This is a genomic window from Cellulomonas sp. P4_H4, from assembly GCF_056400865.1.
Genome location: NZ_JBFUKL010000001.1, coordinates 729,167 through 748,397, shown reverse-complemented (window position 1 = coordinate 748,397; position 19,231 = coordinate 729,167). Strand labels below are relative to the sequence as shown.

Genomic DNA, 19,231 nt, shown 5'->3' with positions numbered 1-19,231 from the left:
TCAGATCAGTCCGAGCGCCCGGACGGCGTCCCGCTCCTCGACCAGCTCCGCCACCGAGGCGTCGATGCGACCGCGGGAGAACTCGTCGATCTCGAGACCCTGCACGATCTGCCAGGCACCGCCCTCGGACGTGACCGGGAACGACGAGATCAGTCCCTCGGGCACGCCGTACGACCCGTCCGAGACGATGCCCGCCGAGGTCCAGTCCCCCGCGGGCGTGCCGTTGACCCACGAGTACACGTGGTCGATCGCGGCGTTCGCTGCCGAGGCAGCCGACGACGCACCGCGCGCCTCGATGATGGCGGCGCCGCGCTTGGCCACGGTCGGGATGAACGTCTCGCGCACCCAGGCCTCGTCGTCGACCACCGACAGCGCGGGGCGGCCACCGACGGTCGCGTGCGAGAGGTCGGGGTACTGGGTGGCGGAGTGGTTGCCCCAGATCGTCAGGCGCGCGATGTCCGACACCGGCGCACCGGACTTCGTCGCGAGCTGCGCCACGGCCCGGTTGTGGTCGAGGCGGGTCATCGCCGTGAACCGCTCGCTCGGCACGTCGGGAGCGTGCGAGGCCGCGATGAACGCGTTGGTGTTGGCCGGGTTCCCGACGACGAGGATGCGCACGTCGTCGGCAGCGCCCGCGTTGATCGCCTCGCCCTGGGGCTTGAAGATGCCGCCGTTCGCGGAGAGCAGGTCGCCGCGCTCCATCCCCGCGGTGCGCGGTCGGGCACCCACCAGCAGAGCCACGTTGACGCCGTCGAACGCCGCCGTCGCGTCGTCGTAGATCTCCACGCTGTCGAGCGTGCTGAAGGCGCAGTCGTCGAGCTCCATCGCGGTGCCCTCGGCCGCCTTGACCGCCTGAGGGATCTCGAGGAGCCGGAGCCGCACGGGTACGTCCGCGCCGAGCAGCTGGCCCGAGGCGATCCGGAAGAGCAGCGCGTAGCCGATCTGCCCAGCGGCTCCGGTGACGGTGACGGTGACGGGCGAGCTGACGGTCACGAACGGGCTCCTTCGGTCGGCCGAGGGCGCAAACGGCGCTACCGGCACGCTACCCCGGGACGCACGAACGGCGCCCGACCACGAGGGTCGGACGCCGTTCGGTGCGCGTTGCTCAGGCGAGCTTGGCCGCCAGGTTGGCGTCCAGCGTGGCCAGGAACTCCTCGGTCGTCTGCCAGACCTGGTCGGGTCCGACGAGGGCCGCGAGGTCCTTGGTCATCGCGCCGGACTCGACGGTCTCGATGACGACCTGCTCGAGCGTCTCGGCGAACTGCGTCACCTCGGGGGTGCCGTCGAGCAGACCACGGTGCTTGAGGCCGCCGGTCCAGGCGTAGATCGACGCGATCGGGTTGGTCGACGTCGGCTTGCCCGCCTGGTGCTGGCGGAAGTGGCGCGTCACCGTGCCGTGCGCCGCCTCGGCCTCGACCGTCTTGCCGTCGGGCGTCATGAGGACGGACGTCATGAGGCCGAGCGAGCCGAATCCCTGCGCGACCGTGTCGGACTGCACGTCACCGTCGTAGTTCTTGCACGCCCACACGTAGCCGCCCTCCCACTTCATGGCCGCGGCGACCATGTCGTCGATGAGGCGGTGCTCGTAGGTCAGGCCCGCCGCGGCGAACTGCTCCGCGTACTCGGCGTCGAACACCTCCTGGAAGATATCCTTGAACGAGCCGTCGTAGGCCTTGAGGATCGTGTTCTTCGTCGACAGGTAGACCGGGTAGCCGCGCTGCAGGCCGTAGGCGAACGAGGCGCGCGCGAAGTCACGGATCGAGTCGTTGAAGTTGTACATGCCCATCGCCACGCCGCCGCCGTCGGGGTAGGTGACGACCTGCTGGGTGATCGGCTCGGAGCCGTCCGCCGGCGTGTAGGTCATGGTCAGCGTGCCGGCGCCGGGCACCTTGAAGTTGGTGGCGCGGTACTGGTCGCCGAACGCGTGACGGCCGATGATGATCGGCTTGTTCCAGCCCGGCACCAGGCGCGGGATGTTGCTGATGATGATCGGCTCGCGGAAGACGACGCCACCGAGGATGTTGCGGATCGTGCCGTTGGGCGAGACCCACATCTTCTTCAGGCCGAACTCCTCGACGCGCGCCTCGTCGGGCGTGATCGTGGCGCACTTGACGCCGACCCCGTGCTCCTTGATCGCGTTCGCCGCGTCGACGGTGACCTGGTCGTCCGTCGCGTCGCGGTTCTGGATCGACAGGTCGTAGTACCGCAGGTCGACGTCGAGGTACGGGTGGATGAGACGGTCCTTGATGAACTGCCAGATGATGCGCGTCATCTCGTCGCCGTCGAGCTCGACGACCGGGCCGACTACCTTGATCTTCGCCATGCGGGGATCTCCTGTACTGGGGACGGGTGGGGCAGTGCACGAGAAGTCAGTGCCTGCGCGGGTCCGGGGGCAAGATTACTCGACATCGAGAGACTTCTGTGAGCCGTGATCGTGCGGATGCGCCACACGAACACGCCGATCGATCAGCAGCCCGCATCGGCGCGCACCGTGACCGTGGCTGCGGCGCCTGGCATGCTGGCCCCGACGGGGCATGGCGTCCGCCAGCCGGACGCGCGCACAGCCGAGCGTGGCACGCTCCGATCGCACCTGCCCAACATCTCCGGATTCTCACGACAGGAAAGACATGTCACAGGACAACGCAGACAAGGCCGCGGCCCTGCCTGACCCCGAGCCCGACGAGACCTCCGCTACGGAGGCGACCGAGGCTCCCGCCGCCGAGGCCCCCGCCACTCCCGCCGCCGCGACCGAGTCGGTTGCTCCGATCGCCGCCGAGCCCGAGGCGGAGGCCGCGGAGGACTTCGACGCCTACTACGTGCCCGCGGGCACGGTCGTCGAGGTCGGTCCGGGTCTGGTCGCCCGGCTCGGCGCCGAGGCGTTCGGCACGTTCTTCCTCGTGCTGGCCGGCCTGGGCGTCGCGCTGTACTCGGCCGTCAACCAGAGCGGCACACTCGCGGTGGCACTGGCGTTCGGCATCGCGGTCCTCGGTGGCGCAGCCGCGGTGGGCCACGTCTCGGGTGGTCACTTCAACCCGGCCGTGACGCTCGGCGCCGCGATCGGCGGACGCACGGCGTGGCGCGACGTCCTGCCCTACTGGCTCGCGCAGCTGGTCGGCGGTGCCGTGGCGGCCGCGGTCGTCTTCATCACGATCCCGAAGACGCTGCCCGCGCTGTTCCAGAAGTCGGACCCGCGTGAGCTCTTCTCCGGTGTCGCCAACGGGTTCGGCACGCACTCGCCGCTCTACGGCACCGTCCAGACGGCCACCTCGGGTGCGCAGACGTCCGAGTTCACGCTCACGACGGCGCTCCTCGTCGAGGTCATCGTGACCGCGATCTTCGTCGGCGTGATCCTCGGCGTCACGGACCGCCGCGCGAACAAGGTCCAGGCGCCCGTCGCGATCGGCCTGGCCCTCACGGTGCTGATCCTCGTTGCCATGCCGGTCACGAACGCGTCGCTCAACCCGGCCCGGTCCACGGCGGCGGCGATCTTCTCTGACAGCTGGGCCTTCCAGCAGCTCTGGGTCTTCTGGGTCGCGCCGCTGGTCGGTGCCGCCCTCGCCGGCCTCGTCTACCGCGCGTTCGCCGCGGAGCCGCCGGAGGACAACCTGCTCGAGGAGGACGAGGAGTTCGTCACGACCGAGGACACCCTGGTCGTCACGGAGCGCTGAGACCGACCCTGCACGACGAGAGCCCGGGACCTCCGCGGTCCCGGGCTCTCGTGCGCTCGCGGCCGGCGCGCCCACGCGGGGCGCTCGTCGACAGCGATCCGGTCAGCGTGCGCCGTCGGTCAGGAACAGGGACAGCACGCCCAGGCCGACCGCGAGGGTCAGCAGCACGGCGACGTCGATCCGCCGCGCACGTACGGACAGCGCGACCGGACCGGGCTCCGGCCGGACCCACCGCACGACGCCGCACGCGGCGACGAACACGGCGAGCACGATCGAGCCGGCACTCGTCCCGACGACCAGCGAGACCGCGACGGCGACCACGATCCCGGCGCTGACCCACCACAGCGAGGCGTTGCGCCCGGCCGCGAGCGACGCGCGCGCGATCGCGCGCGGGTCGAGCGGCAGCTCCTCGACGGGGATCGGCCCGGAGACGGCGGGCGGCTCGGGATCGGCAGACGGTTCGGGCGCGGCCGCGGGGTCAGGGGTCGACGGGGGCGTCGGCTCGGGCGGCGCAGGGTGCGGCGGGACGGCAGGGCGTAGCCCCGCACCACCGCTCGTTCGCTCGTGCACCATCGTTGCGCCTCCCGACGGGAGACTACCGTTGCCGGGTGATCGACCCGGAATCCGCCGCCGTCCCGGTCGGTGCCGCGCGCTCGTTGATCGTCGTCGGAGGCGGGCTCGCCGCGACCCGGACGGTCGCCGAGCTGCGCGAGCAAGGGTTCGACGGACGGGTCGTGGTGCTGGGCGCCGAGCCGATCGCGCCGTACGACCGGCCTCCGCTGTCCAAGCACCTCCTGGACCGGCCGGAACCGACCTGGCTGCGCGACGAGATCGGCGTCGACCTGCCGGCCCTGGCCGACGAGGTCCGCCTGGGCACGCCGGCGCGCGGCCTGACGATCACCGCCGACGGCGTCGAGGTCCACGCCGACGACGGCACCCGGACCGCGGACACGGTCGTGGTCGCCACCGGCGCGCACGCGGTCCGACCGCCCGGCTGGGAGGCGGCGTTGACGCTGCACACGGCCGCGGACGCCGTCGTCCTGCGCGAGGCGCTCGTCCCCGGCACGCGGCTGGTGATCATCGGCGCTGGCTGGATCGGCGCGGAGGTGGCGACCGTCGCCGCGGCGGCGGGCGTCGACGTCACGGTCCTCGAGGCGACGGGTGACCCCCTCGGGGCCGCGCTCGGACCCGTGGTGGGCGCCCTGACGGCACCCTGGTACGCCGCCGCGGGCGTCCACCTGCGCCGCGGGGCGCACGTGGTCGAGGTGGGGGCCAACGGGGTCCGGCTCGCCGACGGGACGCTGGTCCCCGCCGACGTCGTCCTGGCCGCGGTCGGCGCCCGGCCCACGACGGCGTGGCTCGGCGGGGCCCTTCCCCAGGAACCCGACGGTTCCCTGCGGACCGACGAGCACCACGCGGTGCTCGGTCCTCGGGGTCCGATCCACTCCGTCCGGGCGGTCGGGGACGTCGCGCTGCGTCGGTCCGCCCGGCACGGCTGGGTCCCCGGCGGGCACTGGGACGGCGCCCTGCGCGGCCCCTCGGCCCTCGTCGCCGACCTCTTGGGCACGCACGACGCCGCCCCCGATCCCGCGCCCTACGTCTTCTCGACCCAGCTCGGCCACGAGCTCGCGCTCTTCGGCCTGCGGCACGTGGACGACGAGGTGGTTCTGCGCGGTGACCCGACGGGCGTCGGCTGGACCGCCCTGTGGTTCCGGCCGGGTTCTGACGAGGTCAGCGCCATCCTGACGGTGGACCGGCCCCGTGACGTGGGGGCCGCCCGGCGGCTGTTCACCGCCGCCGGGCTACCCACGCTCGACCGGTCACGCGTGCGCAACACCGGGATCACACTGCGGGACGCGGCACGCGCCTGACTCAGTGCGCGAAGTGGCGCGTGCCCGTCAGGTAGAGGGTCACGCCGGCCGCCTGCGCCGCCGCGACGACCTCCTCGTCGCGCACCGACCCACCCGGCTGCACGATCGCGCGCACGCCGGCGTCGATGAGCACCTGCGCGCCGTCCGCGAACGGGAAGAACGCGTCCGACGACGCCACCGCACCCCGGGCCCGTTCGACGTCGCCCGTGTTCGCGCGGGACACCGCGAGCGCGCACGAGTCGACCCGGTTGACCTGACCCATGCCCACGCCGACCGAGGCGCCGTCGTTGGCGAGCAGGATCGCGTTCGACTTCACGGCGCGCACCGCCCGCCAGGCGAAGACGAGATCGGCGAGGGTCGCCTCGTCGGCGGCCTCACCGGCGGCGAGCGTCCAGCCGGAGGGGTCGTCACCGGGCGCGTCGATCCGGTCGATCTGCTGGACGAGCATGCCGCCGGTGACCGGGCGCAGCTCGGTGGTGTGCGTGGCCTCGTCGAGACCCGTGACCCTGAGGAGTCGGATGTTCTTCTTCCGGCTGAGGATCTCGACCGCCTCGGGCTCGAAGTCCGGGGCGACGACGACCTCGGTGAAGACCGGCGCGATCTGCTCGGCCGCGGCAGCAGTGAGCGTGCGGTTGGTGGCGATGACGCCACCGAACGCCGAGACCGGGTCGCACGCGTGCGCCTTGGCGTGGGCGTCGGCGACGTCCGTACCGACCGCGATGCCGCACGGGTTGGCGTGCTTGATGATCGCGACGGTCGGGCCGTCGTGGTCGTGCGCGGCGCGCCAGGCGGCGTCGGCGTCGACGTAGTTGTTGTAGCTCATCGCCTTGCCGTGCAGCTGTTCGGCGCCCGCGAGCCCGCGACCGGCCGCGCCGGTCGGCGAGAGGTAGAGCGCCGCGTGCTGGTGCGGGTTCTCGCCGTAGCGCAGCACCTCACCGCGGTCCCAGGTGCTGCCCGCGAACGTGGGGAAGCCGCTGTCGTCGTCGGGGGCGTAGCTCGAGGCGAACCAGCTCGCGACCGCCGTGTCGTAGGCGGCCGTGTGCGCGAACGCGTCGGCGGCGAGCAGGCGCCGGGCGTCGAGCGTGAAGCCACCGGCGTCCACCGCCGCGACGACCTCGTCGTACCGGGCCGGGTCGACGACGACGGCCACGCTCGGGTGGTTCTTGGCGGCGGCACGCACCATCGACGGCCCACCGATGTCGATCTGCTCGACGCACTCGTCAGGAGAGGCACCCGAGGCGACGGTGGCCGTGAACGGGTACAGGTTGACGATCACGAGCTCGAAGGGCGCGATGCCCAGCTCGTCCAGCTGGCGCAGGTGCTCGGGCAGGCGGGTGTCGGCCAGGACGCCGGCGTGCACGCGGGGGTGCAGCGTCTTGACGCGCCCGTCGAGACACTCGGGGAACCCGGTGAGGTCCTCGACGCGGGTCACCGGCACACCGGTGGCGGCGATGGTCGAGGCCGTGGAGCCGGTGGAGACGATCTCGACACCGGCGGCGTGCAGCGCGGCGGCCAGCTCGGTCAGGCCCGTCTTGTCGTAGACGCTGACCAGGGCACGGCGCACGGGGCGAAGGGTGGTGGAGGGCACGGCAGCTCCCGGATGTTGGGTCGGAACAGCGGACCCGTGCACCCAGGCGGGCGGTGCGAGGAGGGGAACTTCGGCCGCTTCCCGGTGGTTGAACCCACCTGCGCCAGTCACGACCGGGGCCGAGTCTAGCCGACGGTGGCGTGGCGACCTTCGACCGTGAGCCCGCCGCGCGCGATGCGCCCGACCCACTCCACCAGCAGTGCACGCTCGACGACCTTGATCCGCTCGTGCAGCGTCGCCTCGTCGTCGTCGGGCTCCACGGCGACCGCCGCCTGGGCCAGGATCGGGCCCGTGTCGATGCCCTCGTCGACGACCATCACGGTGCAACCCGTGACCTTCGCCCCGTACGCCAGCGCGTCCCGCACGCCGTGCGCGCCCGGGAAGGCTGGCAGCAGCGCCGGGTGCGTGTTGACGATGCGGCCGCCGAACCGCCCCAGGAACCCGGTGCCGAACAGCTTCATGAAGCCCGCGAGCACGACGAGGTCGGGCGAGAACACCGCGACCGTCTCGGCGATCGCGGCATCCCAGGAGGCCCGGTCGTCGAAGTCCTTGAGCGAGACGACCGCGGTCGGGATGCCCGCCTCGGCCGCGATGTCCAGCGCGCGGATCCCCCGACGGTCGGCGACGACGGCGACGACTCGGGCACCGAAGGCGGGGTCGTCGTGCGCCGCGAGCAGTGCGGCCAGGTTGGATCCTGTTCCGGACACCATGACGACGAGTCGACCGGAGCCGCGGGTGGGGGGCGAAGGATGCTGGGTGGACGACGGACTCACGCGCCGACCCTACCGGTGCGGTTCGTGGGCGAGAATGCAGGGGTGAGCAATCCGTACGCACCCCCCGAGGACCGTCCGCGCAAGCCGGACGGCGACCAGGCCGGTGCGCCCGCGCAGGAGCGCGGCCCTGCCCAGCAGCCGCCGCCGTACCTGCCGCAGCACCCCTACCAGCAGCCCGTACTGCAGCAGCAGCTCGCGCCGCAGCCGGTGCGGGAGCCGGTCCCGACCGACCCCGAGGGAGCGGCGCGCGCGAGCCGCATCGCGAGGTGGTTCGCCCTGTTGGTCCTCGCGTCGGTCCTGGTCAGCATGACGCGGCTGCCGTTCTCGCTGGCCGCCTCGGTGCTGGGACTGGTCGCGATCGGCGTCGGGGTCTGGGCACTCATCGTGGCCGCCCAGGCGCACGTGCGCGGCACCCTGCCCGTGATGCTCGCCGTCGGGCTGTTCATCTCGCTGCTGTGGTCGATGACGGCGAGCCTGCCCCTGCTCACCCTGCGAGCGGACCTGGACCACCAGGCGTGCCTCGACGGCGCCCTGACCGTGTCCGCCAAGGCCGCCTGCGAGACGGAGTACGAGAAGGCCCGTCAGGAGCAGGTCGAACGGCTCGGCGGAGGCGCTCGCGGCTGAGCTCAGTCGGCTGAGCCCGCGGGGACCTCGTCGTCCGTCTCCTGGGCGGTGCTCGACCGTCGGGCTCGATGGACCACGCGGCGCACCTCGCTGCGCACCAGCGGGTCGCCCGGTACCGCGACGACGAGGGCGCCCACCAGGACACCCACGCTCGCGAGCAGCCCGACCAGCAGTCCGTGCGCGCCGACGTGGGCCAGCCGCCCGGGGCCGACACTGCCGCTGGCGGCAGCCACCAGGACGGCGACCAGGACGGCGACCGTGAGCGAGAGGGTGCCGACCGCCGCGAGGACGTGCCACCACCGCGTCGCACGGAGCCTGCGGTGCACGTACAGCCCGACGATCGCCCCGACACCGACCACGAGGATCGGGACCAGGCTGGTGGCGGGACCCACGGCCTCCGGCGTCGGGAGGGCGCCCAGCAGCGGGACCGCGGGCAGCGGGCCGCCGAGGACCGCGTCGGGCGCGAAGTGGGTTCCTGACCCGACCGAGAATCCTTCCCCCGTCAGCCACGCGATCGCCCAGACGACGAGGTTGGGGACGAACGTGACCTCGGCGAACGCGAACACGACGCCGCCGATCGCGTCCAGCCCCAGCCCTCCGACGACGTCGCTGATGGTCGCCATGCCCGCCACGATCCAGAGCGTCACGACGGCCGTCGCCACCACGACGAGCAGCGCCAAGGCGAGCACGGCCGCCGCTGCGCCTGTCCGGATCGGCGCCGCCACGCGGGTCCACAGGGGTCGGGTCAGCTCACGCCACGCAGGCGCCTCGGGGCGCGCGAGGAGCCCGGTGCCCAACCCGGCGGCCGCCACGACGGCGCCCCCGACGAGGGCTCGGGCGACACCGAGACCGTCGACCCCGCACAGCAGGGCCACGACGACGGTGGCCAGCGTGTACGCCCCGACACCGGCTCCGTAGCCTGGCCACGTCGCCAGCCCGGACCGCCTCGCCGAGGCGTAGCAGGTGAACAGGGCCAGGATCGTCACCCCGAGCGGCACGATCGTCACCGAGACGGCGCCCACGACGACGGGGACGCCGTGCCCGAGCAACCAGATCGACGCGCCGACCCCGACGGACCGGAACCAGCCGACGCCGTCGTTGGACGGGTCGGCCGACGTCGCGACGTACGCCGCGATCGAGGGGAGCACGAGGACGAGGATCGACAGCAGCGCCGCCTGCAGGGCCGCGAGGACGCCCGCGACCCACCGGGGCGCCCCGTCGAGGGCGCTGCCGAGGAACTGGTCGGTGCGCGCCGGTCGGCGTCGCCCGCGGGACCGCGGACGTGTGCGGTCGAGGACGCTCCGGGAGACACTCACCGTGCCATGGTCGCCGCCGCGCAGCCCGCTCGGGCGAACCCCGCGCGGCGCGTCGGCGGACGAAAGAGTGACGTGGGCCGCGAGAGGCCAGCCCGCTCGGGCGAACCCCGCGCGGCGCGTCGGCAGACGAAAGAGTGGGGCGCGCCGACGACGGGCGCCCGGGCACGCGAGAGGCGCCGGTCCCTGGTCGGGAACCGGCGCCTCTCGGTGTGCTGAGCGAGCGGTGAGGCTCAGGCCAGGAGCTGGCGCGCGAGCGCGGCGGTCTCGGACGGCGTCTTGCCGACCTTGACCCCGGCGGCCTCGAGGGCCTCCTTCTTCGCCTGCGCGGTGCCCGACGAGCCCGAGACGATGGCACCGGCGTGGCCCATGGTCTTCCCCTCAGGAGCCGTGAAGCCGGCGACGTAGCCGACGACCGGCTTGGTCACGTGCTCCTTGATGTACGCGGCCGCGCGCTCCTCGGCGTCGCCACCGATCTCACCGATCATCACGATGACCTCGGTCTCGGGGTCGGCCTCGAACGCCGCGAGGGCGTCGATGTGCGTCGTCCCGATGATCGGGTCGCCGCCGATGCCGATGGCCGTCGAGAACCCGAAGTCCCGCAGCTCGTACATCATCTGGTAGGTGAGCGTGCCGGACTTGGAGACCAGGCCGACGCGGCCGGGGCCGGTGATGTCGGCGGGGATGATGCCGACGTTCGACTTTCCGGGGCTGATCAGGCCGGGGCAGTTGGGGCCGATGAGCCGCACGCCCTTCTCCTGAGCCAGCGCGAAGAACTCGGCGGTGTCCGCGACGGGGACGCCCTCGGTGATGATGACGACGAGCGGGACGCCCGCCTCGATCGCCTCGACGACGGCCGCCTTGGTGTGTGCCGGCGGGACGAAGATCACGGAGACGTCGGCGCCGGTCGTGGCGACGGCCTCGGCGACGGTGCCGAAGACGGGCACCTCCACCGCTGCGTCACCCGAGCTGAACGCGACGGTCGTTCCTGCTTTTCGCGGGTTGACGCCGCCGACGACCGACGTGCCGGACGCGAGCATGCGGGTCGTGTGCTTCTGGCCCTCGGCCCCCGTCATGCCCTGGACGATGACCTTGGATGCCTCGGTCAGGAAGATCGCCATGTGTGTGTCAGCTTCTCTCTAGTTCAGGGCGTTCAGGCGGCGGCGTGGGCGAGCTCGGCCGCCTTGTCGGCGCCGCCGTCCATGGTGTCGGCGAGCACGACGAGCGGGTGGCCGGCCTCGGCGAGGATGCGGCGCCCCTCGACCACGTTGTTGCCGTCCAGCCGGACGACGAGCGGCTTGTTCTCCTCGTCGCCGAGGATCTCGAGCGCCGCGACGATGCCGTTGGCGACCGCGTCGCACGCCGTGATACCACCGAAGACGTTGACGAAGACCGACTTGACCTGCGGGTCCGTCAAGATGATGTGCAGGCCTGCCGCCATGATCTCGGCGCTGGCGCCGCCGCCGATGTCCAGGAAGTTGGCGGGCTTGACCCCGCCGTGCTTCTCACCGGCGTACGCCACGACGTCGAGCGTGCTCATGACGAGCCCGGCCCCGTTGCCGATGATCCCGACCTCGCCGTCGAGCTTGACGTAGTTGAGGTCCGCCTCCTTGGCGCGCGCCTCGAGCGGGTCGGTCTCGGCCGAGTCCTCGAGCGCCTCGTGGTCCGGGTGACGGAAGCCCGCGTTCTCGTCGAGCGTCACCTTGCCGTCGAGAGCGACGATGTCGCCGTCCTCGGTGAGGACCAGAGGGTTCACCTCGACCAGCGTGGCGTCCTCGGACTTGTAGACCGTCCACAGCGTCTGCAGGACGGCGGCGACCTTCGGGGCGAGCTCGGGCGTGAAGCCCGCGGCCGCGACGATCTCGTCGGCCTTCGCCTGGTCGATGCCCGTGCGCGGGTCGACCGCGACCTTGGCCAGAGCCTCGGGTCGCTCGACGGCGAGCTGCTCGATCTCCATGCCGCCCTCGACCGAGCACATCGCCAGGTAGCGGCGCTCGGCCCGGTCCAGCAGGAGCGAGAAGTAGAACTCGGTGGCGATCTTGGCACCGGCCGCGATCATCACGCGGTGGACCGTGTGGCCCTTGATGTCCATGCCGAGGATCTCGTCGGCCTTCTCGGCCGCCTCGTCCGCGGAGCGCGCGAGCTTGACGCCGCCTGCCTTGCCACGGCCGCCGACCTTGACCTGGGCCTTGACGACGACGACCCCACCCGGGCCGGCGCCGGCACCACCCAGAAGCTGCTCCGCGCCGGCGCGGGCCTCCTCCGTGGTCGTGGCGACGACGCCACCCAGCACGGGTACGCCGTGCTTCTCGAAGATGTCACGTGCCTGGTACTCGAACAGGTCCACCTGGTCTGGGTCCTCTCATCACCGGCGCTCGACGGCCTCGGTACGGCCGAAACGCCCCGGTCGATGGTAGCGGGCAGGGAGAGATCTCTCGCCGTCGAGAGATGTGGCGTGCGCGACGTTCATGCGGATCGTGCGACAACCCACCTGTGGCGTCTGCGCTCGTGGGCGCCGTGGCGCGCGGGTCCGTGTCAACCTGGGTTGACAACCTTGCCGGCGTCAACGTAGGTTGACAACATGTCCGAGGAACTCATGACCGCTGCGGCGGGGGCGGCCGAGCCGGCCGAGGGGTTGCGCGCCGTGCGTTCCCTACGAGCGCTCGCCGACCGACTCGAAGCACTGCACGTGCAGCGCGCACGGGAGCTGGGGTGGTCGTGGCAGCAGATCGCCGTCGCCCTCGACGTGTCGCGCCAGGCGGTCCACAAGAAGTACGGGAAGAGGTTCAGCTGATGTTCGAGAGATTCGCGAACGACGCCCGCGACGCGGTGACGCAGGCGGTCGAGGAGGCTCAGGGCTCCGAGCGCATCGGCGCGGAGCACGTGCTGCTGGGCACCGTCCGGACGCCCGACACCGTCGCGGCACGCGCCTTGTCGCAGCTCGGCGTGGACCAGGCACGCCTGCGGAGCGCGGTCCACGGCGTCCGCGCCGTCCCGCCGGACGGACTGGACGCCGACGCGCTGGCAGGGGTCGGCATCGACCTCGACGCCGTGCGCGCTCAGGTCGAGGCCGAGTTCGGACCTGGCGCGCTCGACGACGTCACGGCCGCGCCTCGCACCGGCGGGCACAAGCCCTTCGACGGCCAGGCCAAGAAGCTGCTCCAGCTCTCGTTGCGCGAGGCCCTGCGGCTCAAGCACAAGCGCATCGACACCGGTCACCTGCTGCTCGCGGTGGTCCGGCTCGACGACCCGCACGCCGCAGGCGCCCTCGACGCCCTGGGGCTCGCCGACGACGACGTCCGCACAGCCGTCGCGGCGGCGTGGTCGCAGTCCCCCGTCGGTCGGCCGTGATCTTCCTGCCGTCGTCGGGCACCTTCCGACCCGTCGCTGCACCGTCGTCGACGGTCCCACCGTCGCGTCCGCAGGTGCCCGACGACGGCCCGGACCACCCGGAGCAGCCGCGTACGCTCGGTTCGTGATGGCACCGGCATACGCCAACCCCACCGGCAACGCAGACCAGGCGCGACGGTCGCCCCGGGTGAGCAGGCGGGCAACCCTCGTCCTGCTCGCGCTCCCGGTGCTCGCGATCGCCGCCCTGGTCTACCTCTCGACCGACGACGCGGTCGTCACCCTGGTGATCGTCGGACTCATGGTCGCCAGCCTGCTCGTCGGCTGGGCGCTGACCGCCCGCGACGGTGGCCGGCGCCGACGGGGCCGCGTCAGCGCTATCGACGAGGCCCGCAGCGCGCTGGACCTCGAGCGGGTGCACGCGGCCCGCATCGAGCACGGGGAGTCGGCAGGGATCACCGAGATCCGCCGCCAGCTCCCCACGCTGACCTACGACCAGGCGGTCGAGATCCACCGGTACGTCTGACTCAGCCGGCGGGTGTGCCGCGAGCTCAGAGCTTGGTGACCGGTGAGAACCGGAGCAGCAGACGCTTGGTCCCCTCCGAGCCGAAGTCGACCTTCGCCACGGCGTTCGGGCCGGAACCCTCGATCGCGACGACCGTGCCCAGCCCGTAGGAGTCGTGCGTGACGCGGTCGCCGACGGCCAGCTGCGGGATCGCGGAGTCGGGGCGCGGCTTCGCAGAGCCGAACGTCGCACCGGTGGTCGGCAGAGCCGGCCGCGCCTCGCGCGGGGGCCGTTCGCGGTAGCCACCGCCGCCGCCCGACTGGTTGCGGTAGCCGCCGCTGGTCCCGTAGCCCGAGCCCCAGCCGCCGCGCAGCTGTGAGGTCGAGGACTCCCGGCGCCGCCAGTCGATGAGCTCGTCGGGCAGGTCGTCGAGGAACCGGCTGGGCGGGAACTCGTTGGGCACCCCCCACGCCGTGCGGACCGCCGCACGCGAGATGTAGAGCCGCTCCCGCGCTCGCGTCAGACCCACGTACGCGAGCCGCCGCTCCTCCTCCAGCTGGTCGGAGTCGGACAGCGACCGCAGGTGCGGGAAGGTGCCGTCCTCCATGCCGGTGAGGAACACGACCGGGAACTCGAGCCCCTTGGCGGTGTGCAGCGTCATGAGCGTGATCACGCCGGGGTCCGGACGGGCGGGTGCGTCGGCGTCCGCCTCGTCCGGCGTCGGGATCTGGTCGGAGTCCGCCACGAGTGAGACGCGTTCGAGGAAGTCGGCCAGGTCGCCCTCGGGGTCGCTCTGCGAGAACTCCGACGCGACGGCGTGCAGCTCGGCCAGGTTCTCGACGCGCGAGGCGTCCTGCGGGTCGTCGCTGCCGCGCAGCTCGGCCAGGTAGCCCGACCGGTCGAGCACGGCGCCGAGCACCTCGGCCGGACCCGCCTCGGCGGCGAGCGAGCGCAGCTCGGACATCATCTCGGCGAACGAGCCGAGCCCGACGATCGCGCGCGTGCCCAGCCCCGGCACCTCGTCGAGACGTTCGAGGGCGGCGCCGAAGGAGATCCGCTCGCGCTCCGCGAACCCCGAGACCATCGCCTCGGACCGGTCCCCCAGCCCGCGCTTGGGGACGTTGAGGATGCGGCGAAGGTTCACGTCGTCGTCCGGGTTCGCGATCGCGCGCAGGTAGGCGATCGCGTCCTTGATCTCCTTGCGCTCGTAGAACCGCGTGCCGCCGACCACCTTGTAGGGCAGGCCGACGCGGACGAGCACCTCCTCCAGCGCCCGGGACTGCGCGTTGGCCCGGTAGAAGATGGCGACGTCGCCGGGTCGCACGCTCTCGGCGTCGCCCAGCCTGTCGATCTCCTCGGCGACGAACCGCGCCTCCTCATGCTCGGTGTCCGCGACGTACGCGACGATCTGCGCGCCGGCGCCCGAGTCGGTCCACAGGCGCTTGCCGGCCCGACCGGGGTTGCGGCTGATCACGGCGTTCGCGGCCGAGAGGATGTTCTGCGTGGATCGGTAGTTCTGCTCGAGCTTGATCGTCCGGGCGTCCGGGTAGTCCGCCTCGAACTCGAGGATGTTCCGGATGGACGCGCCGCGGAACGCGTAGATCGACTGGTCGGCGTCGCCGACGACGGTCAGCTCGCCCTGCGGCACCTCGTCCTCGGGTCCGCCGTTGCCGACGAGTTCCCGCACCAGCACGTACTGCGCGTGGTTGGTGTCCTGGTACTCGTCGACGAGCACGTGCCGGAACCGCCGCCGGTAGTGCTCCGCGACCGCCGGGAACCCCTGCAGCAGGTGCACGGTGCTCATGATCAGGTCGTCGAAGTCGAGCGCGTGCGCCTGCTTGAGGCGCGCCTGGTAGCGCGTGTAGACCTGCGCCAGAGCGGCGTCGAAGTCGTTGGTGGCGCCGTTGCCGTTGGTCGCGGCGAACGTCTCGGGGTCGACCAGCTCGTCCTTGAGGTTGGAGATCTTGTTGGCGAGCGCCTTGGCCGGGTACCGCTTGGGGTCCAGGTCGAGCTCGCGCGCCACGAGCGTGAGCAGCCGCTGCGAGTCCGCCGAGTCGTAGATGGAGAAGCTCGAGCGCAGCCCGAGCGTGCCGGCCTCCCGGCGCAGGATGCGCACGCACGCGGAGTGGAACGTGGACACCCACATGCGGCCCGCGGCCGGACCGACCAGCGACTCGACGCGCTCGCGCATCTCGGCGGCGGCTTTATTGGTGAACGTGATCGCGAGGACCTCGCCCGCGCGGGCCCGCTGCGTGGCCAGCAGGTAGCCGATGCGGTGGGTGAGCACGCGCGTCTTGCCCGAGCCGGCTCCCGCGACGATCAGCAACGGGCCACCCTCGTGCACCACGGCCTCGCGCTGCTGGGGGTTCAGGCCCTGGACCAGGGCGTCGGCCTTGGCCTGCCGGCGCGCGCGGCGCTCCTCGGCCGCGGCCTCGTGGTCGTCGTCGGAACCCTGGTCCGACGGGCGGGGCGCGAGGCCCGACGGGAGGACGGCGGACGCGTCCCGGGGCGGCCGCGAGGGCACGCCGGGGACGGAGAGGGAGAGGCTGTCGAAGAGCGAGGTCATGGCAGTCCCAGGATAGGTGTCGTCGCCGACATCGACGGCTCTCCTGTGGACGCGGCGGGGCTCACGGTGTGGGCCCCACCCTCACGTCAGCAGCAGGCCCACGATCCACGCCGCCGTGGTGACGAGCGCGCCGGCGAGCTCCACAAGGATGGTCAGCCCGGTCGCCTGCAGCGCGGCGACCGTCGAGCGCCAGGCGACGCGGTGGTCACGCGAGCGCAGCCACTCCGCGAGGAAGACGCCGAGCACGAAGCCGATGATGAGCCCGACCACCGGGATCACGAAGAACCCGATGATGCCCAGCACGCCACCGACGACCATCGTCGAGAACGGCACGCCCGCGCGCTTGAGATGCCGACCGGCCAGCAGGTACTGCCCGACGAACGCGAGACCGGTGGCCAGCACCGCGACGACGACGACGGTCCAGCCGACCGACCCGCCCGTGACGACCCCCCAGAGGATCACCGCGGCCGCCACCAGGAACAGGCCGGGCAGGACCTGGACGACGACGCCGACCAGGCCGACCAGGATCACGAGCCCGACGAGGACTTCTCCGAGGGTTCCCACCCAGGGACCCTAGATCCCGATCAGTGCCAGATGACGGCGATCCCGACGTTGACCACGACGAGTCCGGCGATCGCGGCGAGGTAACCACGCGTGACGACCGCAGGCTTGCGCACGCCGCGCACCACCAGGAAGGTCGCGACCAGCGCGATCACGAGCTTCACGGCGAGCTTGGTGCTGCTCGGCTCGTGGTCGGTCCAGCCGTCCGCGGAGGCGAGGCCGGCGAGTGCGATCCCCGTCACGAGCGCCGTCAGCATGCCGTGCAGCACCCCGGGTGCGATCCGCGGCTCGCGCAGGCTGACAAGGGTGCCGCCGAGCACGATCGCCCAGCCGAGCAGGTGCAGGACGACGATCAGTTCGTAGATGAGGTGCATGGGTCGACCCTACGGGATCTGACGCCTAGTCAGAAACCTAGAGCAGGCGGCGGGCCGCGGCCCAGCGCGTGAGCTCGTGGCGGCTGGACAGCTGCAGCTTGCGCAGGACGGCGGACACGTGGGTCTCGACGGTCTTGATCGAGATGAACAGCTCGGTGGCGACCTCGCGGTAGGAGTAGCCGCGCGCGATCAGCCGCATGACCTCACGCTCACGGGCCGACAGACGGTCGAGCTCGTCGTCCCCGATCGCGACGTCGCCGGCGGTCGACCCGAACGCGTCCAGCACGAACCCCGCGAGCCGCGGCGAGAAGACCGCGTCGCCGCCGGCCACCCGCCGCACGGCGTCGGACAGGTCGGTGCCGTCGATGTTCTTGGTGACATAGCCGCGAGCGCCGGCACGGATGACCGCGACGACGTCCTCGGAGGCGTCCGAGACCGACAGCGCGAGGAACCGCGTGGTGCTGAGCAGGTCGGCGCAGGCGCGGATCACCTCGGCACCCCCGCCCCCGTCGCCACCGGGCAGGTGCACGTCGAGCAGGACGACGGGCGGCTTCAGCAACCGGACCAGCCGGATCGCCTCGTCGACCGTGTCTGCCTCCCCCACGACCCGCACGCCGGCGTCGAGCGACGCCTTCACACCCGTCCGGAACATGTGGTGGTCGTCGACCAGCACCACATCGACGACGTCGCTCATCGCGCTTCTCCTTCGGTAGAGCCGACCGGCACGAGCAGGTGGACCTCGGTCCCGCGTCCGGGTCTGCACGTCACGGACGCCGTACCTCCCCGACGACGGACGCGGCCGATGATCGACTCGCGCACGCCGAACCGGTCGGAAGCGACCTCGTCGACGTCGAACCCCTCGCCATGGTCTCGCACGAACACCTCGACCTGGGAGGCACCGACCTCCAGGTAGAGCGAGACGGGCGGCAGCCCGTGCACGACCGCGTTGACCAATGCCTCGCGGGTGGCCTGCAGCAACGCCTCGGTGTCGGCGTCCGGGACACGGTCCCCGACGACGACCGACTCGATCGCGACGGGGTCACCGGACGGTCCCGAGCGTGAGTCCTCGACCTCCGCGACGATCTCCCGCAACGACGCCGCGACCGACGTGCCCGGCGCGGGGCGGTCGTCGTAGAGCCACTCCCGCAGCTCGCGCTCCTGCGCGCGCGCCATCCGGGCGACCTCGGCGGAGTCGTCGGAACGCGACCGGATGAGCGCGAGCGTCTGCAGCACGGAGTCGTGCAGGTGGGCCGCGATGTCGGCGCGCTCGGACTCGCGCGCACGCGCGGCCCGCTCGTCGCCGAGCTCGCGGACCAGCCGCAGCCACCACGGCGTGAGCACCAGCGCGACGCCGCCGAGCATCACGACGGCGGCGATGATCGACTGCGCGAGCGTCGCGGGCTCGACGCCCTCCCCGGAGAGCAGCCCGACGAACAGCAGCACGCCGACGCCGGCGAGGAGGATGCCGCCCGCGACCCGCAGCGCGCTGACCGGGGTGCGGCCACCGGCACGGTCCTTGAGCCGGTCGCGCTGCGCGGCGTCGAGCTGGCTCCAGGCCAGCCACAGGCCGGCGAGCACGATGAGCGCGGGCAGCAGCCAGTCCGCCTGCACGTCCGCACCGGCCCGGACGGCGACCAGCAGCACCGCGGCGATCACGAGGACCGCCCCGATGGCGATGTCGGTGACTGGGATCCGACGCCCCGGCTCGACGATGTTCTGCCGCCGCGCGATCCGGGTCAGGGTGCTCGGGCGGACGTCCTGCGCGGCGTCGGCGGGATCCCCTGCCGGGACGGTGAGCCACCAGAACAGGTAGAGCAGAGGCCCGACGCCGGCGAGCGGGGTCAGGACGACGAACAGGAACCGCGCCAGGCCGACCGGGACGTCGAGGTGCGCCGCGAGCCCGAGGGCCACGCCACCGAACCACCGACCGCGCACGGGGCGCCGCAGCGGGAGCCGGCGCGCGGCGAAGGGTTCGGTGGTCTGCACGGTCCGATCGTCACACGGCCGCACATCCCCTGGGCGCATTCTCGGGGGCGCTTC

19 protein-coding genes and 1 riboswitch are annotated in these 19,231 nt (G+C 72.4%); of the genes, 6 read left to right on the top strand and 13 right to left on the bottom strand.

Annotation, left to right across the window (positions count from 1 at the left end):
- Both AC1DPN_RS03775 and AC1DPN_RS03770 read right to left on the bottom strand, forming a co-directional pair.
- The gene (locus tag AC1DPN_RS03775; protein ID WP_477083358.1) at positions 1-993 is read right to left on the bottom strand and encodes a malate dehydrogenase; all 993 of its coding nucleotides are present in this window, start codon (positions 991-993) and stop codon (positions 1-3) included.
- A 112-nt stretch (positions 994-1,105) separates the two neighbouring features.
- Positions 1,106-2,323, bottom strand: a complete 1,218-nt coding sequence (locus AC1DPN_RS03770; RefSeq protein ID WP_477083357.1) for an NADP-dependent isocitrate dehydrogenase — start codon at positions 2,321-2,323, stop codon at positions 1,106-1,108.
- Between the two features lie 304 nt (positions 2,324-2,627).
- Between AC1DPN_RS03770 and AC1DPN_RS03765 the strand changes: the two genes are divergently transcribed.
- Positions 2,628-3,668 (top strand): aquaporin, encoded by a 1,041-nt coding sequence (locus AC1DPN_RS03765; protein WP_477083356.1) that lies wholly within the window; start codon positions 2,628-2,630, stop codon positions 3,666-3,668.
- A gap of 102 nt (positions 3,669-3,770) precedes the next feature.
- Here the strand turns inward: AC1DPN_RS03765 and AC1DPN_RS03760 are convergent, their stop codons facing one another.
- Positions 3,771-4,241 carry a DUF3017 domain-containing protein gene (locus AC1DPN_RS03760; protein WP_477083355.1) on the bottom strand — a complete coding sequence of 157 codons (471 nt, stop codon included), beginning with the start codon at positions 4,239-4,241 and terminating at the stop codon, positions 3,771-3,773.
- A 35-nt stretch (positions 4,242-4,276) separates the two neighbouring features.
- Between AC1DPN_RS03760 and AC1DPN_RS03755 the strand changes: the two genes are divergently transcribed.
- Complete coding sequence (locus tag AC1DPN_RS03755; RefSeq protein WP_477083354.1) at positions 4,277-5,539, top strand: NAD(P)/FAD-dependent oxidoreductase; 1,263 nt, start codon at positions 4,277-4,279, stop codon at positions 5,537-5,539.
- Between the two features lies 1 nt (position 5,540).
- On the opposite strand, the gene purH is transcribed toward AC1DPN_RS03755, so the two are convergent.
- Positions 5,541-7,127, bottom strand: a complete 1,587-nt coding sequence (gene purH, locus AC1DPN_RS03750; RefSeq protein ID WP_477083353.1) for a bifunctional phosphoribosylaminoimidazolecarboxamide formyltransferase/IMP cyclohydrolase — start codon at positions 7,125-7,127, stop codon at positions 5,541-5,543.
- Positions 7,128-7,160: 33 nt separating this feature from the next.
- Positions 7,161-7,248: riboswitch (ZMP/ZTP riboswitch) on the bottom strand.
- Between the two features lie 4 nt (positions 7,249-7,252).
- Positions 7,253-7,837: a phosphoribosylglycinamide formyltransferase gene (gene purN / locus AC1DPN_RS03745; RefSeq protein WP_477083352.1), complete on the bottom strand. Its 585-nt coding sequence runs from the start codon at positions 7,835-7,837 to the stop codon at positions 7,253-7,255.
- A gap of 105 nt (positions 7,838-7,942) precedes the next feature.
- Between purN and AC1DPN_RS03740 the strand changes: the two genes are divergently transcribed.
- Positions 7,943-8,524 carry a hypothetical protein gene (locus tag AC1DPN_RS03740; protein ID WP_477083351.1) on the top strand — a complete coding sequence of 194 codons (582 nt, stop codon included), beginning with the start codon at positions 7,943-7,945 and terminating at the stop codon, positions 8,522-8,524.
- Positions 8,525-8,526: 2 nt separating this feature from the next.
- Here AC1DPN_RS03740 and AC1DPN_RS03735 read toward each other — a convergent pair whose 3' ends face one another.
- From AC1DPN_RS03735 to sucC, 3 genes are all read right to left on the bottom strand, one after another.
- On the bottom strand, positions 8,527-9,840 hold the full coding sequence (locus tag AC1DPN_RS03735) for a cell division protein PerM (RefSeq protein ID WP_477083350.1): 1,314 nt from the start codon (positions 9,838-9,840) through the stop codon (positions 8,527-8,529).
- Between the two features lie 230 nt (positions 9,841-10,070).
- Complete coding sequence (sucD, locus tag AC1DPN_RS03730) at positions 10,071-10,958, bottom strand: succinate--CoA ligase subunit alpha (RefSeq protein WP_477083349.1); 888 nt, start codon at positions 10,956-10,958, stop codon at positions 10,071-10,073.
- 32 nt (positions 10,959-10,990) lie between these two features.
- Entirely contained in the window at positions 10,991-12,184 is a 1,194-nt protein-coding gene (gene sucC / locus AC1DPN_RS03725) for an ADP-forming succinate--CoA ligase subunit beta (protein ID WP_477083348.1), read from the bottom strand.
- A 234-nt stretch (positions 12,185-12,418) separates the two neighbouring features.
- Here sucC and AC1DPN_RS03720 point away from each other — a divergent pair, with 234 nt between their 5' ends.
- The 3 genes from AC1DPN_RS03720 (at position 12,419) to AC1DPN_RS03710 (ending at position 13,711) form a co-directional block, all read left to right on the top strand.
- Positions 12,419-12,631 carry an RNA polymerase subunit sigma-70 gene (locus AC1DPN_RS03720; RefSeq protein ID WP_477083347.1) on the top strand — a complete coding sequence of 71 codons (213 nt, stop codon included), beginning with the start codon at positions 12,419-12,421 and terminating at the stop codon, positions 12,629-12,631.
- A complete protein-coding gene (locus tag AC1DPN_RS03715) occupies positions 12,631-13,188 on the top strand; it encodes a Clp protease N-terminal domain-containing protein (protein WP_477083346.1) in 558 nt (185 codons plus the stop codon). Before AC1DPN_RS03720 ends, AC1DPN_RS03715 begins: the two co-directional genes overlap by 1 nt.
- 124 nt (positions 13,189-13,312) lie before the next feature.
- Positions 13,313-13,711, top strand: coding sequence for a hypothetical protein (locus AC1DPN_RS03710; RefSeq protein WP_477083345.1), 399 nt, complete (start codon positions 13,313-13,315; stop codon positions 13,709-13,711).
- 25 nt (positions 13,712-13,736) lie between these two features.
- Here the strand turns inward: AC1DPN_RS03710 and pcrA are convergent, their stop codons facing one another.
- From pcrA to AC1DPN_RS03685, 5 genes are all read right to left on the bottom strand, one after another.
- Positions 13,737-16,256: a DNA helicase PcrA gene (gene pcrA / locus AC1DPN_RS03705; RefSeq protein ID WP_477083344.1), complete on the bottom strand. Its 2,520-nt coding sequence runs from the start codon at positions 16,254-16,256 to the stop codon at positions 13,737-13,739.
- Between the two features lie 81 nt (positions 16,257-16,337).
- Positions 16,338-16,820 (bottom strand): DUF456 domain-containing protein, encoded by a 483-nt coding sequence (locus AC1DPN_RS03700; protein WP_477083343.1) that lies wholly within the window; start codon positions 16,818-16,820, stop codon positions 16,338-16,340.
- Positions 16,821-16,840: 20 nt separating this feature from the next.
- A complete protein-coding gene (locus AC1DPN_RS03695) occupies positions 16,841-17,191 on the bottom strand; it encodes a hypothetical protein (protein ID WP_477083342.1) in 351 nt (116 codons plus the stop codon).
- Positions 17,192-17,228: 37 nt separating this feature from the next.
- Positions 17,229-17,885, bottom strand: coding sequence for a LuxR C-terminal-related transcriptional regulator (locus tag AC1DPN_RS03690; RefSeq protein ID WP_477083341.1), 657 nt, complete (start codon positions 17,883-17,885; stop codon positions 17,229-17,231).
- Positions 17,882-19,216 (bottom strand): ATP-binding protein, encoded by a 1,335-nt coding sequence (locus AC1DPN_RS03685; protein WP_477083340.1) that lies wholly within the window; start codon positions 19,214-19,216, stop codon positions 17,882-17,884. Before AC1DPN_RS03685 ends, AC1DPN_RS03690 begins: the two co-directional genes overlap by 4 nt.
- Between the last annotated feature and the right edge of the window lie 15 nt (positions 19,217-19,231).

Coding starts and splice junctions, on each gene's coding strand:
- AC1DPN_RS03770 (WP_477083357.1), bottom strand. CDS start 2,323: ATGGCGAAGATCAAGGTAGTCGGCCCGGTCGTCGAGCTCGACGGCGAC.
- AC1DPN_RS03765 (WP_477083356.1), top strand. CDS start 2,628: ATGTCACAGGACAACGCAGACAAGGCCGCGGCCCTGCCTGACCCCGAG.
- AC1DPN_RS03760 (WP_477083355.1), bottom strand. CDS start 4,241: ATGGTGCACGAGCGAACGAGCGGTGGTGCGGGGCTACGCCCTGCCGTC.
- purN (WP_477083352.1), bottom strand. CDS start 7,837: ATGGTGTCCGGAACAGGATCCAACCTGGCCGCACTGCTCGCGGCGCAC.
- sucD (WP_477083349.1), bottom strand. CDS start 10,958: ATGGCGATCTTCCTGACCGAGGCATCCAAGGTCATCGTCCAGGGCATG.
- AC1DPN_RS03720 (WP_477083347.1), top strand. CDS start 12,419: ATGTCCGAGGAACTCATGACCGCTGCGGCGGGGGCGGCCGAGCCGGCC.
- AC1DPN_RS03715 (WP_477083346.1), top strand. CDS start 12,631: ATGTTCGAGAGATTCGCGAACGACGCCCGCGACGCGGTGACGCAGGCG.
- pcrA (WP_477083344.1), bottom strand. CDS start 16,256: ATGACCTCGCTCTTCGACAGCCTCTCCCTCTCCGTCCCCGGCGTGCCC.
- AC1DPN_RS03695 (WP_477083342.1), bottom strand. CDS start 17,191: ATGCACCTCATCTACGAACTGATCGTCGTCCTGCACCTGCTCGGCTGG.
- AC1DPN_RS03690 (WP_477083341.1), bottom strand. CDS start 17,885: ATGAGCGACGTCGTCGATGTGGTGCTGGTCGACGACCACCACATGTTC.
- AC1DPN_RS03685 (WP_477083340.1), bottom strand. CDS start 19,216: ATGCGCCCAGGGGATGTGCGGCCGTGTGACGATCGGACCGTGCAGACC.